At 70.3% G+C, this 15,831-nt stretch carries 16 protein-coding genes; 1 reads left to right on the top strand and 15 read right to left on the bottom strand.

Annotated features, from left to right (window positions below; translation table 11 throughout):
* Positions 1–36: 36 nt before the first annotated feature.
* The 11 genes from rpoZ to pyrR all read right to left on the bottom strand — a co-directional run bounded on the left by rpoZ (position 37) and on the right by pyrR (position 11,591).
* Complete coding sequence (gene rpoZ, locus KJK29_RS32030; RefSeq protein ID WP_003977348.1) at positions 37–309, bottom strand: DNA-directed RNA polymerase subunit omega; 273 nt, start codon at positions 307–309, stop codon at positions 37–39.
* Positions 310–378: 69 nt separating this feature from the next.
* Positions 379–972, bottom strand: coding sequence for a guanylate kinase (gmk, locus tag KJK29_RS32025; RefSeq protein ID WP_184597168.1), 594 nt, complete (start codon positions 970–972; stop codon positions 379–381).
* A gap of 58 nt (positions 973–1,030) precedes the next feature.
* A complete protein-coding gene (locus KJK29_RS32020) occupies positions 1,031–1,354 on the bottom strand; it encodes an integration host factor (protein WP_003977346.1) in 324 nt (107 codons plus the stop codon).
* Between the two features lie 277 nt (positions 1,355–1,631).
* Positions 1,632–2,477 (bottom strand): orotidine-5'-phosphate decarboxylase, encoded by an 846-nt coding sequence (pyrF, locus tag KJK29_RS32015; protein WP_215122647.1) that lies wholly within the window; start codon positions 2,475–2,477, stop codon positions 1,632–1,634.
* On the bottom strand, positions 2,474–3,580 hold the full coding sequence (locus tag KJK29_RS32010; protein ID WP_215122646.1) for a quinone-dependent dihydroorotate dehydrogenase: 1,107 nt from the start codon (positions 3,578–3,580) through the stop codon (positions 2,474–2,476). The genes pyrF and KJK29_RS32010 overlap by 4 nt, the downstream gene beginning before the upstream one ends.
* Positions 3,581–3,650: 70 nt before the next feature.
* Positions 3,651–6,959, bottom strand: a complete 3,309-nt coding sequence (gene carB, locus KJK29_RS32005; RefSeq protein ID WP_215122645.1) for a carbamoyl-phosphate synthase large subunit — start codon at positions 6,957–6,959, stop codon at positions 3,651–3,653.
* A complete protein-coding gene (gene carA / locus KJK29_RS32000; protein ID WP_215122644.1) occupies positions 6,952–8,094 on the bottom strand; it encodes a glutamine-hydrolyzing carbamoyl-phosphate synthase small subunit in 1,143 nt (380 codons plus the stop codon). Before carA ends, carB begins: the two co-directional genes overlap by 8 nt.
* Complete coding sequence (locus KJK29_RS31995; protein ID WP_215122643.1) at positions 8,091–8,660, bottom strand: PH-like domain-containing protein; 570 nt, start codon at positions 8,658–8,660, stop codon at positions 8,091–8,093. The genes carA and KJK29_RS31995 overlap by 4 nt, the downstream gene beginning before the upstream one ends.
* A complete protein-coding gene (locus KJK29_RS31990; protein ID WP_215122642.1) occupies positions 8,657–9,943 on the bottom strand; it encodes a dihydroorotase in 1,287 nt (428 codons plus the stop codon). Before KJK29_RS31990 ends, KJK29_RS31995 begins: the two co-directional genes overlap by 4 nt.
* A gap of 5 nt (positions 9,944–9,948) precedes the next feature.
* The gene (locus tag KJK29_RS31985) at positions 9,949–10,926 is read right to left on the bottom strand and encodes an aspartate carbamoyltransferase catalytic subunit (RefSeq protein ID WP_215122641.1); all 978 of its coding nucleotides are present in this window, start codon (positions 10,924–10,926) and stop codon (positions 9,949–9,951) included.
* Between the two features lie 98 nt (positions 10,927–11,024).
* Positions 11,025–11,591, bottom strand: coding sequence for a bifunctional pyr operon transcriptional regulator/uracil phosphoribosyltransferase PyrR (pyrR, locus tag KJK29_RS31980; protein WP_184597184.1), 567 nt, complete (start codon positions 11,589–11,591; stop codon positions 11,025–11,027).
* A gap of 266 nt (positions 11,592–11,857) precedes the next feature.
* On the opposite strand from pyrR, the gene bldD reads away from it, so the two are divergent.
* Positions 11,858–12,361, top strand: a complete 504-nt coding sequence (gene bldD / locus KJK29_RS31975; RefSeq protein WP_190206437.1) for a transcriptional regulator BldD — start codon at positions 11,858–11,860, stop codon at positions 12,359–12,361.
* A 176-nt stretch (positions 12,362–12,537) separates the two neighbouring features.
* Here bldD and nusB read toward each other — a convergent pair whose 3' ends face one another.
* The 4 genes from nusB to KJK29_RS31955 form a co-directional block, all read right to left on the bottom strand.
* The gene (gene nusB / locus KJK29_RS31970) at positions 12,538–12,972 is read right to left on the bottom strand and encodes a transcription antitermination factor NusB (protein ID WP_184597187.1); all 435 of its coding nucleotides are present in this window, start codon (positions 12,970–12,972) and stop codon (positions 12,538–12,540) included.
* 2 nt (positions 12,973–12,974) lie between these two features.
* Positions 12,975–13,541: an elongation factor P gene (gene efp, locus KJK29_RS31965; RefSeq protein ID WP_215122640.1), complete on the bottom strand. Its 567-nt coding sequence runs from the start codon at positions 13,539–13,541 to the stop codon at positions 12,975–12,977.
* Positions 13,542–13,594: 53 nt separating this feature from the next.
* Positions 13,595–14,704 (bottom strand): aminopeptidase P family protein, encoded by a 1,110-nt coding sequence (locus tag KJK29_RS31960; RefSeq protein WP_215122639.1) that lies wholly within the window; start codon positions 14,702–14,704, stop codon positions 13,595–13,597.
* A 178-nt stretch (positions 14,705–14,882) separates the two neighbouring features.
* On the bottom strand, positions 14,883–15,725 hold the full coding sequence (locus KJK29_RS31955; RefSeq protein WP_215122638.1) for a Pro-rich N-terminal domain-containing protein: 843 nt from the start codon (positions 15,723–15,725) through the stop codon (positions 14,883–14,885).
* Between the last annotated feature and the right edge of the window lie 106 nt (positions 15,726–15,831).

The following is a 15,831-nucleotide window of genomic DNA, read 5'->3' as shown; positions in this document are numbered from 1 at the left end:
CCTGTGGAAAAGTCAGCGTCAAGCTGGAAATACTACTTACTGCGCCGGGCCCTCGATGGCCTCGGACGTGAGCAGCCCCGCGTTGATCTCGCGGAGGGCGATCGAGAGCGGCTTCTCGTGGACGTGGGTGTCGACGAGGGGACCGACGTACTCGAGGAGGCCCTCGCCGAGCTGCGAGTAGTACGCGTTGATCTGGCGGGCCCGCTTGGCCGCGTAGATCACGAGGCTGTACTTCGAGTCCGTGGCCTCGAGAAGCTCGTCGATCGGCGGGTTGATGATGCCCTCGGGCGCGGAGATGGAAGAGGACACGCTCTACCTTCCGATGGATGGGAAAGAATGGTCGGGGTGATCAGCGAGGATCGAGTCGATCAGCGATGGTCACACCACGTCCATCAAGGCTAGCAGCTCGCGAGCCACGTCCTCGACGGAGGTGTTGACCAGGGTGGTGTCGAACTCCGGCTCCGCGGCGAGTTCGATCTTCGCCGCCTCCAGCCGCCGCTCGATCACCTCGGGCGGTTCGGTGCCCCGCCCGGTGAGCCTGCGCACCAGCTCCTCCCAGGAGGGCGGAGCCAGGAACACCAGCTGGGCCTCGGGCATCGACTCCCGGACCAGACGGGCGCCCTGCAGGTCGATCTCGAGGAGGACCGGCTCACCGGCCTCCAGGCGCTCCTGCACGGCCGCACGCGGCGTGCCGTAGCGGTTGCCGGCGAACTCGGCCCACTCGAGCAGTTCGCCGTTGGCGATCAGCTTGTCCATCTCGTCGTCGGTGACGAAGAAGTAGTGGACACCGTGCTTCTCGCCGGGGCGGGGCTTGCGGGTCGTCGCCGACACCGAGAGCCAGACCTCGGGGTGTTCCTTGCGCATATGGGCGACGACCGTGCTCTTGCCGACCCCTGAGGGGCCGGAGAGCACGGTCAGCCGCGGACGTACGTCCGGGGGTACGGGGGTCGTCCCCCGGGGTGTTGCAGCCATGCAGCGATTATCCAGCAATCCCGGAGTGCCCGGGACTCGCTCCCCCGGAGTGCCCGGTTCAGGAACCGGTGCTGCCGAACTCGCGCTCCAGGGAGGCGATCTGGTTGGACCCGAGGCCGCGCACACGACGGCTCTCGGAGATACCGAGTCGCTCCATGATCTGCTTGGCGCGGACCTTGCCCACGCCCGGCAGGGACTCAAGGAGAGCGGAGACCTTCATCTTGCCGATGACGTCGTTCTCCTGGCCCTGCTTGATGACCTCGTGAAGGGAGGCGCCGGAGTGCTTGAGTCGATTCTTGACCTCGGCCCGCTCCCGGCGAGCCGCGGCGGCCTTTTCGAGCGCGGCTGCGCGCTGTTCAGGGGTAAGGGGCGGAAGAGCCACGCCTACGTCACCTCGGATGTCGAACTGTCGGATACGGACCGGTGAGGAACCTAGTCGCCCCACACCTGGGGAGCCACGAGCAACACGCTTGCCCGTTGACTCTCGTCGGAGACTAGCGGGCAAGTCCGCCAGAGTCAGCGAGAACAGCGGAAAAGTCCTGGTCAGCCTTCATCTGAACAGACATTTAGGACATACTGCCCCGGATTTGAGGATGTATTCAGACTCAAGCCCTCCCCCGGCCACTCGTCGGAGGACTCACAAGAAGGTCAGGAAGTCGTCAGGAGGAGGTCACAGCGTGACGGATCTCCTGAGCGAAGCGTTCCGCGGCGTCACGCAGCGCGACCGCGTCGGGACCGTGGCGTAGCACTCCCCGGCTGACGTTCGGCACGACATTGCCCACCGCCGCGCCGAAGACCCCCGGAAGATCGGCCGGCGTGGCCCCCTGGGCGCCGATGCCGGGCGCGAGGAGCGGGCCGTTGATGTCCAGGTCGTACGACGACAGGTCACCGAGGGTGGCCCCGACGACCGCGCCGAAGGACCCCAGTGGCTCCTCCCCCGCGTTCTCGGCGGACAGGTGGGCGAGCATCGTCGCTCCGATGTTCCGGCCGTCGGACCGTACGGCGTGCTGGACCTCGCCGCCCTCCGGGTTGGAGGTCAGCGCCAGCACGAACAGCCCGGCGCCGCTCTCCCGGGCCAGGGCGACGGCCGGGCTGAGCGAGCCGTAGCCGAGGTAGGGCGAGACCGTCAGTGCGTCGGAGAACAGCGGCGCGTCCTTGTGCAGGAACGACTCGGCGTACGCGGCCATGGTCGAGCCGATGTCGCCGCGCTTGGCGTCCATGACGACCAGGGCGCCCGCCGCCCGCGCCTCGGCCACCGATGTCTCCAGGACGGCCAGTCCGCGCGAGCCGAACCGCTCGAAGAACGCGCTCTGCGGCTTGAGCACCGCGACCCGGTCGGCCAGCGCCTCGACGACCGTGCGGCTGAACCGCTCCAGGCCGGCCACGTCGTCGTTCAGGCCCCACTCGGCGAGCAGGGAGGCGTGCGGGTCGATGCCGACGCAGAGCGGGCCGCGCTCGTCCATGGCCCGGCGCAGGCGCGCGCCGAAGGGTTCGAAAGAACTCATGCCGTCTTCCTCACATCGGCGCCCACCGCGTCGGCGAGCGTGGTGTACGGGCTGGTGGCCAGGCGGGCGGCGAGCCCCTTGTGGAGGGCGCGGGCGTAGAACGGCCCCTCATAGATGAAGGCGCTGTAGCCCTGGACCAGCGTGGCACCGGCCAGGATGCGCTGCCAGGCGTCCTCGGCGTTCTCGACGCCGCCCACGCCCACCAGGGTGATCCGGTCGCCCACGCGCGCGTAGAGGCGGCGCAGGACCTCCAGGGAGCGTTCCTTGAGGGGTGCCCCGGACAGGCCGCCGGTCTCCTTGACCAGGGCGGGGCCGGACGTCAGGCCGAGTCCGTCGCGCGCGATGGTGGTGTTGGTGGCGATGATGCCGTCCAGGCCCAGTTCCACGGCGAGGTCGGCGACCGCGTCGATGTCCTCGTCGGCGAGGTCCGGCGCGATCTTGACCAGGAGCGGGACACGCCGCGCGGACACCGCGCCGTCGGCGGCCTCGCGGACGGCGCTGAGCAGGGGGCGCAGCGCCTCGGTGGCCTGCAGATTGCGCAGACCGGGCGTGTTCGGGGAGGAGACGTTGACGACCAGGTAGTCGGCGTAGGGCGCCAGCCGCTCGGCGGACTTCACGTAGTCCGCGACGGCCTCCTCCTCGGGTACGACCTTGGTCTTGCCGATGTTGACGCCGACGACCGTCTTGAAGACCGGCGTACGGGAGGCCAGGCGGGCGGCGACGCGGAGCGAGCCGTCGTTGTTGAAGCCCATGCGGTTGATCAGCGCCCGGTCCTCGACCAGCCGGAACAGCCGCTGCTTGGGGTTGCCGGGCTGCGGCTCGCCGGTCACCGTGCCGATCTCGACATGGTCGAAGCCGAGCATCGCCATGCCGTCGATGCCCACGGCGTTCTTGTCGAAGCCCGCCGCGAGCCCGAAGGGGCCGTGCATGCGCAGCCCGAAGGCCTCGGTGCGCAGCTCCTTGTGGCGGGGCGCGAGGGCGGCCGCAAGGAAGGTGCGCAGCACGGGCACGCGGGCGGCCAGGCGGATCCAGCGGAAGGCGAGGTGGTGCGCCTGCTCCGGGTCCAGCCGCTTGAAGAACAGACTGAAGAAGATCTTGTACATGATGTCCTCACGAAGACGTGGCGTCCTCACGAAGAGGGGGACACCGTTTCCGGTGTCCCCCTCGGGGCTGCTAGTCGCGGGCCGCGGTCAGATGTTCCGCGTGTTCCTGGAGCGACCGGACGCTCACGTCGCCGCGGTTGAGGGCGTCGATGCCCTGGACCGCCGCCGCGAGCGCCTGGACCGTCGTCAGGCAGGGCACGGACCGTGCCACGGCCGCCGTACGGATGTCGTAGCCGTCGAGGCGGCCACCCGTGCCGTACGGGGTGTTGACGATGAGGTCGACCTCGCCGTCGTGGATGAGCTGGACGATGGTCTTCTCGCCGTTCGGGCCGGTGCCCTCGGACTGCTTGCGCACGATGGTGGCGTTGATGCCGTTGCGCTTGAGGACCTCGGCCGTGCCGGACGTGGCCATCAGCTCGAAGCCGTGGGCGACCAGCTCACGCGCCGGGAAGATCATCGAGCGCTTGTCGCGGTTGGCGACGGAGATGAAGGCGCGGCCCTTGGTGGGCAGCGGGCCGTACGCGCCCGCCTGCGACTTGGCGTACGCCGTGCCGAAGACGGAGTCGATGCCCATGACCTCGCCGGTGGAGCGCATCTCCGGGCCGAGGACGGTGTCGACGCCGCGGCCGTGGATGTCGCGGAAGCGCGACCACGGCATGACGGCCTCCTTGACGGAGATCGGCGCGTCGAGCGGGAGCTCGCCGCCGTCGCCGGTGGCCGGGAGCAGGCCCTCGGCGCGCAGCTCGGCGATGGTCGCGCCCAGCGAGATCCGGGCGGCGGCCTTGGCCAGCGGCACCGCCGTCGCCTTCGAGGTGAAGGGGACGGTCCGGGAGGCGCGCGGGTTGGCCTCCAGGACGTAGAGGATGTCGCCCGCGAGCGCGAACTGGATGTTGATCAGGCCGCGGACGCCTACGCCCTTGGCGATGCCCTCCGTGGAGGCGCGCAGGCGCTTGACGTCGAAGCCGCCGAGCGTGATCGGGGGCAGGGCGCACGCCGAGTCGCCGGAGTGGATGCCGGCCTCCTCGATGTGCTCCATGACGCCGCCGAGGTAGAGCTCCTGGCCGTCGTAGAGGGCGTCGACGTCGATCTCGATCGCGTCGTCGAGGAACCGGTCGACCAGGACCGGCCGGGACGGGCTGATCTCCGTCGACTCGGAGATGTACGCCTCCAGGCGCGTCTCGTCGTAGACGATCTCCATGCCGCGCCCGCCGAGGACGTACGACGGGCGGACCAGGACCGGGTAGCCGATCTCGTCGGCGATGGCCTTGGCCTCGGCGAAGGTGGTGGCGGTGCCGTGCTTGGGGGCCGGGAGGCCGGCCTCCTGGAGGACCCGTCCGAAGGCGCCCCGGTCCTCGGCGGCGTGGATGGCCTCCGGGGAGGTGCCGACGATCGGCACGCCGTTGTCCTTGAGCGCCTGCGACAGGCCCAGCGGGGTCTGGCCGCCGAGCTGGACGACGACGCCCGCGACGGGTCCGGCCTGCTGCTCGGCGTGGACGATCTCCAGCACGTCTTCCAGCGTCAGCGGCTCGAAGTACAGGCGGTCGGAGGTGTCGTAGTCCGTGGAGACCGTCTCCGGGTTGCAGTTGACCATCACGGTCTCGTAGCCCGCGTCGCTCAGGGCGAAGGAGGCGTGGACGCAGGAGTAGTCGAACTCGATGCCCTGGCCGATGCGGTTCGGGCCGGAGCCCAGGATGATGACGGCCGGCTTCTCGCGGGGCGCGACCTCGCTCTCCTCGTCGTAGGAGGAGTAGAAGTACGGCGTCTTGGCGGCGAACTCGGCGGCGCAGGTGTCGACCGTCTTGTAGACCGGGCGGATGCCCAGCGCGTGCCGGACCTCGCGGACGACGTCCTCGCGCAGGCCGCGGATCTCGCCGATCTGGGTGTCGGAGAAGCCGTGCCGCTTGGCCTCGGCGATGAGGTCGGCGGTCAGTTCGGGCGCCTCGGCCAGCTCGTCGGCGATCTCCTTGATCAGGAAGAGCTGGTCGACGAACCACGGGTCGATCTTCGTGTACTCGAAGATCTCCTCGGGGGTGGCGCCCGCGCGGATGGCCTGCATGACGGTGTTGATGCGGCCGTCGGTGGGCCGGACGGACTCGCGGAGCAGCTCGGCCTTGTCGCCGGGCTCGCCGACGAAGGTGAACTGGCTGCCCTTCTTCTCCAGCGAGCGCAGGGCCTTCTGGAAGGCCTCGGTGAAGTTGCGGCCGATGGCCATGGCCTCGCCGACCGACTTCATGGTGGTGGTGAGGGTGGAGTCGGCCTGCGGGAACTTCTCGAAGGCGAAGCGCGGGGCCTTCACGACCACGTAGTCGAGCGTCGGCTCGAAGGAGGCCGGGGTCTCCTGCGTGATGTCGTTCGGGATCTCGTCGAGCGTGTAGCCGACGGCGAGCTTGGCGGCGATCTTGGCGATCGGGAAGCCGGTCGCCTTGGAGGCGAGCGCCGAGGAACGCGACACGCGCGGGTTCATCTCGATGACGATCACGCGACCGTCCTCGGGGTTGACCGCGAACTGGATGTTGCAGCCGCCGGTGTCGACGCCGACCTCGCGGATGACGGCGATGCCGATGTCCCGCAGGGTCTGGTACTCGCGGTCGGTGAGGGTCATCGCCGGGGCGACCGTGATCGAGTCGCCGGTGTGGACGCCCATGGGGTCGAAGTTCTCGATGGAGCAGACGACCACGACGTTGTCGTGCTTGTCGCGCATCAGCTCCAGCTCGTACTCCTTCCAGCCGAGGATGGACTCCTCCAGGAGCACCTCGGTGGTCGGCGAGAGGGTGAGGCCCTGCCCGGCGATGCGGCGCAGCTCCTCCTCGTCGTGGGCGAAGCCGGAGCCGGCGCCGCCCATGGTGAAGGAGGGGCGGACGACGACCGGGTAGCCGCCGAGCGTGTCGACGCCCGCGAGGACGTCGTCCATGGAGTGGCAGATGACCGAGCGGGCGGACTCGCCGTGCCCGATCTTGCCGCGGACGGCCTCGACGACCTCCTTGAAGAGGTCGCGGTCCTCGCCCTTGTTGATCGCCTCGACGTTGGCGCCGATCAGCTCGACGCCGTACTTGGCGAGGGTGCCGGCCTCGTCCAGCGAGATCGCCGTGTTGAGGGCCGTCTGGCCGCCCAGGGTGGGCAGCAGGGCGTCCGGGCGCTCCTTGGCGATGATCTTCTCGACGAACTCGGGGGTGATCGGCTCGACGTACGTGGCGTCGGCGATCTCCGGGTCGGTCATGATCGTCGCCGGGTTGGAGTTCACCAGGATGACCCGGAGGCCTTCGGCCTTCAGGACGCGGCACGCCTGGGTGCCGGAGTAGTCGAACTCGGCGGCCTGGCCGATGACGATCGGGCCGGAGCCGATGACCAGGACGGACTGGATATCGGTGCGCTTAGGCACGCTGGCCCTCCATCAGGGATACGAAGCGGTCGAACAGGTAGGCGGCGTCGTGCGGGCCGGCTGCCGCTTCGGGGTGGTACTGGACGCTGAAGGCGGGGCGGTCGAGAAGCCGCAGCCCCTCCACCACGTTGTCGTTCAGGCAGACGTGCGACACCTCGGCGCGGCCGAACGGGGTCTCGGAGACCCGGTCGAGCGGTGCGTCGACGGCGAAGCCGTGGTTGTGCGCGGTGACCTCGACCTTGCCGGTCGTACGGTCCTGCACGGGCTGGTTGATGCCGCGGTGGCCGTACTTCAGCTTGAAGGTGCCGAAGCCGAGGGCGCGGCCCAGGATCTGGTTGCCGAAGCAGATGCCGAAGAGCGGGGTGCCGCGCTCCAGGACGCCCCGCATGACGGAGACGGGGTGGTCGGCGGTGGCCGGGTCGCCGGGGCCGTTGGAGAAGAACACGCCGTCCGGGTCGACCGCGTAGACGTCCTCGACGGTCGCGGTGGCGGGGAGCACGTGCACCTCTATGCCGCGCTCGGCCATGCGGTGCGGGGTCATGCCCTTGATGCCGAGGTCGACGGCGGCGACGGTGAACTTCTTCTCACCGATCGCGGGCACGACGTACGGCTCGGTGGTGGCGACCTCGGCGGAGAGGTTCGCGCCCTTCATCTGGGGGGCTTCCTGGACGCGGGCCAGCAGCGCGCCGTCCTCCCGCACCGCCTCGCCGCTGAAGATGCCGACGCGCATGGCGCCGCGCTCGCGCAGATGGCGGGTGAGGGCGCGGGTGTCGATGCCGGAGATGCCGACGACGCCCTGCTTCGCCAGCTCCTCGTCCAGCGAGCGCCGGGAGCGCCAGTTGGACGGCACGCGCGCGGGGTCGCGCACGACGTATCCGGAGACCCAGATCTTCTTGGACTCGGGGTCCTCGTCGTTCACACCGGTGTTGCCCACGTGCGGGGCGGTCATCACCACGACCTGGCGGTGGTACGAGGGGTCGGTGAGGGTCTCCTGGTAGCCGGTCATGCCGGTGGAGAACACCGCTTCGCCGAAGGTCTCCCCCACGGCCCCGTAGGCACGGCCGCGGAAGATACGGCCATCCTCCAGGACGAGTACGGCGGGAGTTTTCACGGCTCCCCTGGTGGAGGTGGTCATCGTTCGACGCCTTCCCTGGTGTTCGTTTCGATCATGGTGTTGATGGCTTCGACCCACTCGTTGTGCTCGGCCGCGTGGTCGGAGCGGAACCCGGAGTCGATCAGCCGGTCGCCGTGCTCCCAGGTCACGATCAGCAGGCCGCCCTCGGTGAGGACCTTGCCTGCGATGCCCTTGTCGAGCCGGGCCTCACGCAGCTGTGCGGCCGGGACGAAGAAGTCGCTCGCCCCGGGGCGTACGACGTCGAGGCCGGCGTCCGTGAGGGTGAGCTCGACGCGGCTGCGGGTGCCCAGGCCCCGGGCCACGATGCGGTCGAGCCACTGACCGGCCGTGGTGGAGCCGTGGTAGCGGCCGCTCAGGGCCAGCTTCTCGGCCCCCGGGTCGTCCGGGGCGACGGGCAGCTCGGGCAGGTCGCCCTGGAGGGTGCCGCGCCACTTCCAGCCCTCGCGCATCAGCCAGTAGACGAGCGCGACGAACAGGGCGAGGCCGACGACCCAGCCGATGCGGGCGGCCCAGTCGGTCACTTGCGCCGATTCCTTCTCGGCGGCCAGCAGGAGTACAGGTGTCACGTGAGCTTCCCGTCGACGAGCGTGGCCTTGCCCCGCAGCCACGTGTGCGTCACACGGCCCGGCAGCTCACGCCCCTCGTAGGGGGTGTTGCGGCTGCGCGAGGCGAAGCCCGCGGGTTCCACGAGCCCACGGTATGCCGTGTCGACCAGGGTGAGGTTGGCGGGCTCACCTGCCGAGACGGGACGTCCATGGCCCGTGGCCTGTCCGATCTGCGCGGGCTTGACGGACATCCGGTCGGCGACGCCGGCCCAGTCCAGCAGACCCGTGTCGACCATGGTCTCCTGCACCACTGACAGCGCGGTCTCCAGGCCGACCATGCCCATGGCGGCCGCGGCCCACTCGCAGTCCTTGTCCTCGTGCGGGTGCGGGGCGTGGTCGGTGGCGACGATGTCGATGGTGCCGTCGGCGAGCGCCTCGCGCAGGGCCAGCACGTCGCGCTCGGTGCGCAGCGGCGGGTTGACCTTGTAGACCGGGTTGTAGGTGCGCACCAGCTCATCCGTGAGGAGGAGGTGGTGCGGGGTGACCTCGGCGGTGACGGCGATGCCGCGGGACTTGGCCCAGCGGACGATCTCGACGGAGCCGGCGGTCGACAGGTGGCAGATGTGGACGCGGGAGCCGACGTGGTCGGCGAGCAGGACATCCCGGGCGATGATCGATTCTTCGGCCACCGCGGGCCAGCCCCCGAGCCCCAGCTCGGCGGAGACGATGCCCTCGTTCATCTCGGCGCCCTCGGTCAGCCGCGGCTCCTGCGCGTGCTGCGCGACGACACCGCCGAAGGCCTTCACGTACTCCAGGGCGCGGCGCATGATCACGGCGTCGTGGACGCACTTGCCGTCGTCGGAGAAGACGGTGACACCGGCGGCCGACTCGTGCATGGCGCCCAGCTCGGCGAGCTTCCTGCCCTCCAGGCCGACGGTGACGGCACCGATCGGCTGGACGTCGCAGTAGCCGTGCTCCTTGCCGAGCCGCCAGACCTGCTCGACGACACCGGCGGTGTCGGCGACCGGGAAGGTGTTGGCCATGGCGAACACGGTGGTGTAGCCGCCGCTCGCCGCCGCCCGCGTGCCGGTCAGGACGGTCTCGGAGTCCTCACGGCCGGGCTCGCGCAGATGGGTGTGCAGATCGACCAGGCCCGGCAGCAGCACCTTGCCCTCGGCCTCGACGACCTCGGCACCCTCGGCGCTCAGACCGGCACCCACCTGGGCGATGGTCCCGCCGTCGATCAGCACGTCCTGCGGCTCGCCGCCCAGCACCTTCGCACCACGGATAAGGATCTTGCTCATGGGTCTTACTTCTCCTCGGTACGGGACTGGGTGACGGCGGGTTCGTTGCCACCGAGCAGCAGGTACAGGACGGCCATCCGGATGGACACTCCGTTTGCGACCTGCTCGACGACGGTGCAGCGGTCGGAGTCGGCGACCTCGGCGGTGATCTCCATGCCCCGGACCATCGGGCCGGGGTGCATCACGACGGCGTGCTCGGGCATCCGCGCCATGCGGTCGCCGTCGAGGCCGTAGCGCCGGGAGTACTCGCGCTCGGTCGGGAAGAAGGCGGCGTTCATGCGCTCGCGCTGGACGCGCAGCATCATCACCGCGTCGGACTTGGGCAGGGTGCTGTCGAGGTCGTACGACACCTCGCAGGGCCAGGTCTCGATGCCGACGGGCACCAGGGTCGGCGGGGCGACGAGGGTGACCTCGGCGCCGAGGGTGTGCAGCAGGTCGACGTTGGAGCGGGCGACCCGGCTGTGCAGGATGTCGCCGACGATCGTGATGCGCCGGCCGGCGAGGTCCTGGCCGAGCCCGGCGTCCGGGCCGACCAGACGGCGGCGCATGGTGAAGGCGTCCAGCAGGGCCTGCGTGGGGTGCTGGTGGGTGCCGTCGCCGGCGTTGACGACGGCCGCGTCGATCCAGCCGGAGTTGGCCAGCCGGTAGGGGGCTCCGGAGGCGCCGTGCCGGATGACCACGGCGTCGACGCCCATGGCCTCCAGGGTCTGGGCGGTGTCCTTCAGGGACTCGCCCTTGGAGACGCTGGAGCCCTTGGCGGAGAAGTTGATGACGTCCGCGGACAGCCGCTTCTCGGCGGCCTCGAAGGAGATCCGGGTCCGGGTGGAGTCCTCGAAGAAGAGGTTGACGATCGTGCGGCCGCGCAGGGTCGGCAGCTTCTTGATCGGCCGGTCGGCGACCCGGGCCATCTCCTCGGCGGTGTCGAGGATCAGGACGGCGTCGTCGCGGGTGAGGTCGGCGGCCGAGATGAGATGACGCAGCATCTGTCAGGCTCCGTAGGGCAGTTCAGGAGAATTTCGGGCAGACGGGTGCGCGGGGGCGCACTGAGCCGGCGTACGACAGCGGCGTACGCCTGAAGGCGCTACTGGGAGGTCTGCTTGGCACCGAGCAGCACGGTGTCGCGACCGTCCTCCTCGGCGAGCTGGACCTTGACCGTCTCCCGCAACGACGTGGGGAGGTTCTTGCCGACGTAGTCGGCGCGGATGGGCAGTTCGCGGTGGCCGCGGTCGACGAGGACGGCGAGCTGCACCGCGCGCGGGCGCCCGATGTCGTTCAGCGCGTCGAGGGCGGCCCGGATGGTGCGGCCGGAGAAGAGCACGTCGTCGACGAGGACGACCAGCTTGCCGTCGATGCCGTCACCGGGGATCTCGGTGCGGGCCAGCGCACGCGGCGGGTGCATGCGCAGGTCGTCGCGGTACATGGTGATGTCGAGCGAGCCGCACGGAACCTTGCGTTCGGTGATCTGCTCGAGCTTGTCGGCGAGCCGCCGGGCGAGGAAGACGCCCCGGGTCGGAATGCCGAGGAGCACCACGTCGTCGGCGCCCTTGGCGCGCTCGACGATCTCATGGGCGATGCGGGTCAGTACCCGCGCGATGTCGGGCCCTTCGAGAACGGGCCGGGCATCGGACTGCGTGTCGTGCGTGTCCATACGAAACGGACCTCCTTCTCCGCCTCACGGGACGGACCTTAAAGGACGTCGGGATTGCGCCATACACGGTAGCAGGCCCCCTCGATCATTCCGACGGCCCCCTCGGATCACCCATTCGGCCTAACAGAGTGCTGATACCACGGAAGAGTCGGTGCGGACCATTCGGCTTGACGCGGCAGAGTAACGCTGCGTAACCTCACAGTGAGTTACCAGCCGCGCGGTCCGGCAACACAGCTGACCGCGTCGACACAGTGCCGGGGAGCTATATGTCCAGCGAATACGCCAAACAGCTCGGGGCCAAGCTCCGGGCGATCCGCACCCAGCAGGGCCTTTCCCTCCACGGTGTCGAGGAGAAGTCCCAGGGACGCTGGAAGGCGGTCGTGGTCGGGTCGTACGAGCGCGGCGACCGCGCCGTGACCGTGCAGCGCCTCGCCGAGCTGGCGGACTTCTACGGCGTTCCCGTGCAGGAGCTGCTCCCGGGCACCACCCCGGGCGGCGCCGCCGAGCCGCCGCCGAAGCTGGTCCTGGACCTGGAGCGGCTGGCCACGGTGCCGGCCGAGAAGGCGGGCCCCCTGCAGCGCTACGCGGCCACGATCCAGTCGCAGCGCGGCGACTACAACGGCAAGGTGCTCTCGATCCGCCAGGACGACCTGCGCACACTCGCCGTCATCTACGACCAGTCGCCCTCGGTCCTCACCGAGCAGCTGATCAGCTGGGGTGTCCTGGACGCGGACGCGCGCCGCGCGGTCGCCTCCCACGAGGAGGTCTGAGCCCCTCAGCCCGAGCCCTCAGGGGCCAGCGCAGAAACGTGCCGCCGGGGTGGCCGGAACCAGATGGTTCCGGCCACCCCGGCGGCGTTCTGGGGGCCTGACGGCCCCCGTCGCGGGAGGGAATGCCGGAGGGCCCGCAGCAAGCTTGCTGCGGGCCCTCCGGCATTCCGTCTGTCTCAGTCCTCGTCGCGGCGGAGCGAGGGCTTGAGGTCCTTCAGCCGACCGAGCAGGCCGTTCACGAACGAGGGCGACTCGTCCGTGGAGAACTCCTTGGCCAGCTGCACCATCTCGTCCAGGACGACGGCGTCCGGGGTCTCGTCGACCCAGATCAGCTCGTAGGCGCCGAGCCGCAGGATATTGCGGTCGACGACCGGCATCCGGTCGAGTGTCCAGCCGACCGAGTACTGGGCGATCAGCTCGTCGATGCGCTTCGCGCGCTGCGCGTAGCCCTCGACCAGCTCCATCGTGTACTCGCTCACCGGCGGCTGCCGGGTGTCGGCCCGGGAGAGCCGGACCCAGTCGGCGAGGACCGTCAGGACCTCGGCGCCGCGCTGGTCGCCCTCGAAGAGGATCTGGAAGGCGCGCTTGCGGGCCGTGTTGCGGGCAGCCACGGTTAGCTGTTCACCCGGCCGAGGTAGTCGCTGGTGCGGGTGTCGACCTTGATCTTCTCACCGGTGGTGATGAAGAGGGGCACCTGGATCTGGTGGCCGGTCTCCAGCGTGGCGGGCTTGGTGCCGCCCGTGGAGCGGTCGCCCTGGACGCCCGGCTCGGTCTCCTGGATGACGAGCTCGACGGCGGCGGGCAGCTCGACGAAGAGCACCTCGCCCTCGTGCTGCGCGACGGTGGCGGTGAAGCCCTCGATCAGGAAGTTGGCGGCGTCGCCGACGGCCTTGCGGTCGACGTGCAGCTGGTCGTAGGTCTCCATGTCCATGAAGACGAAGTAATCGCCGTCCATGTAGGAGAACTGCATGTCCCGCTTGTCGACGGTGGCCGTTTCGACCTTGACGCCGGCGTTGAAGGTCTTGTCGACGACCTTGCCGGAGAGCACGTTCTTGAGCTTGGTGCGCACGAAGGCCGGGCCCTTGCCGGGCTTGACGTGCTGGAACTCGACGACGGACCAGAGCTGGCCGCCTTCGAGCTTGAGCACCATGCCGTTCTTGAGGTCGTTCGTGGAAGCCACGGTTGCGGAATCTCCTGGACTGACGTACGACCCCGGGGCACGCACCTGCCTGGCTACAGGGCGAGCAGCTCCTTGGTCGTGATGGTGAGTAGCTCGGGTCCGCCGTCCGCCTCGGGGCGGACGACGAGCGTGTCATCGATCCGGACACCGCCCCGGCCCGGGAGGTGGACCCCCGGTTCGACGGTGACCGGCACGCAAGCGTCCAGTTTACCCATGGCCGCGGGACTCAATTGAGGGTCCTCGTCGATTTCGAGCCCGACCCCGTGTCCGGTGAGGGCCGTGAGGCCCTCCGTGTACCCCGCGGAGTCCAGCACCTGGCGTGCGGCCCGGTCGACGTCCCGGCAGGCGACGCCGGGTACCAGGCTCTCACGTCCGGCGCGCTGGGCGGCGAAGACCAGGTCGTACAGCTCGATCTGCCAGTCTGCGGGAGCCGTGCCGATGACGAACGTACGGCCGATCTCACAGCGGTAGCCGCGATACGTCGCGCCGAGGCAGACGGAGAGGAAGTCCCCTTCCTCCACGCGGCGGTCGGTGGGCCGGTGGCCGGGGCGGCCCGCGTTGGGCCCGGTGGCGACGGAGGTCGGGAAGGCCGGTCCGTCGGCCCCGTGGTCCACGAGGCGTCGTTCGAGCTCCAGGGCGAGATGGCGCTCGGTCCGGCCGACGAGGATGGACTCCAGCAGCTCGCCCAGGGCCTGGTCGGCGATCTCGGCGCCGATGCGCAGGCAGGAGATCTCCTCCTCGTCCTTGACCACCCTGAGCTGCTCCACGGCGGAGCCGAGGCCCGCCAGGCGCAGCCGGGGGGCGACCGAGCCGAGGGCGCGGTGCCGGGCCACGGTGAGGTGGTGCTCCTCCACGGCGAGGGAGTCGGCTCCCTGGCCCGCGGCGATGTCGGCGGCCGCGACGGCCGGGTCGCCGCCGCCGGATCCGGGCAGGTTCTGGACGCGCAGGGCCTCGTCGGGGCGCTCCTGCGCGGTGCGGCCTTCGATCGGGCCGGCACACACCAGGAGGTCCTCGGTCTTGCCGAGCAGCAGAACGGCGCCCTGCGGGGCGGGGCCCGCGAGATAGCGCACGTTGGCGGGGCGGGAGACCAGCGCCGCCGCGCTGCCGCCCGCGTTGCAGTATTCCCTCAGACGCGTCCGGCGGGCCGCGTACACCTCTGACATGACCCGAGCGTAAGAGCTCTGCCGGTTTGGCGCCGGTTGAGGGCGTCTGAGTGGGCGGTGCCCGATCTGTCCGGGTGGGCAGGGTGCCGTTCGGGGAGCGGGTATGCCGCACTCGTTGTGTGCCGTCCGCGGGTGTGTGGGGGCTTGTCGCGCAGTTCCCCGCGCCCCTATGGGGCGCTCACCACTGGGGTGGACTCGCGATGGAGCGGGACAGCACGTCGTTCAGGACCTGGGCCGTCTGCGGGATGTCGAGCTGGGAGTTGTCGATGATCGGCAGGCCCGAGCCGTACCAGCCGGCCATGCGGCCGTGGATGCGGGCGACCTCGTCGTCGCTGAGGCGGCGGTTGCCGGAGCGCTCGGCGTTGCGCTCCAGGACGATCTCCAGGCCCGGCAGGAGGACGACCGGCAGCAGGCCCGGCCCGACGTGCCGCTTCCAGCCGCCGAGGCCGACGACGGGCCGGTCGGGGAAGACGGCGTCGTCGAGGATGCAGGAGATGCCGTTGGCCAGGAAGTTCCGCGCGGCGAAGCCGCAGGTGCGGCGGGCTAGGCGGTACTGCGCCTCCGAGTTGTCGTTCCACCCGGACTGGGGGTCGGCGAAGCCCGAGCGGACCCATTCGCGTACGTCGTCGAGGCTGATGTGGGCCGTGGGGATCCGGCGGTGGTCCGCCCAGTACTTGGCGACGCTGGTCTTCCCGGCGCCCGCGGGGCCGATGAGCAGCACCGCGAGCGTGGTGCCCGCCAGGTCGGGACCCGTCGCGGCGGGCGGCGCGCTGGGCATGGCGACCGGACCGCCCGGCGGCAGCGGCACATGACCGGTGGTGTCCGGCGGGGCGGAGGCCTGATGCGGGGGCGCGGCCGGCCCGGGCGGTGGCGCGGGGTATCCCGGGGCCGGGGGCGGCGGGGGCACGGGGGCGGAGCCCTGGTGCGCACCCGGGTGGTGTGCGGCCGGCGACCAGCCGGCGGCCGGTCCCTGCCCCGGCTGGTGGGGCGGCGGCAGCGGAGAACCCACTGCGTGCTGCATCCGGTGCCACTCCGTCTCGTACAGGCGATGGGCGCTGACTGCGGGGGCGGAACCCGCTGCTACCGAACGGTACCGCCACCGGCGATCGTTGTGTGAACGGCCGGGG

Source organism: Streptomyces koelreuteriae (assembly GCF_018604545.1).
Taxonomy (GTDB): domain Bacteria; phylum Actinomycetota; class Actinomycetes; order Streptomycetales; family Streptomycetaceae; genus Streptomyces; species Streptomyces koelreuteriae.
This window is presented reverse-complemented; position numbering and strand designations above follow the sequence as displayed.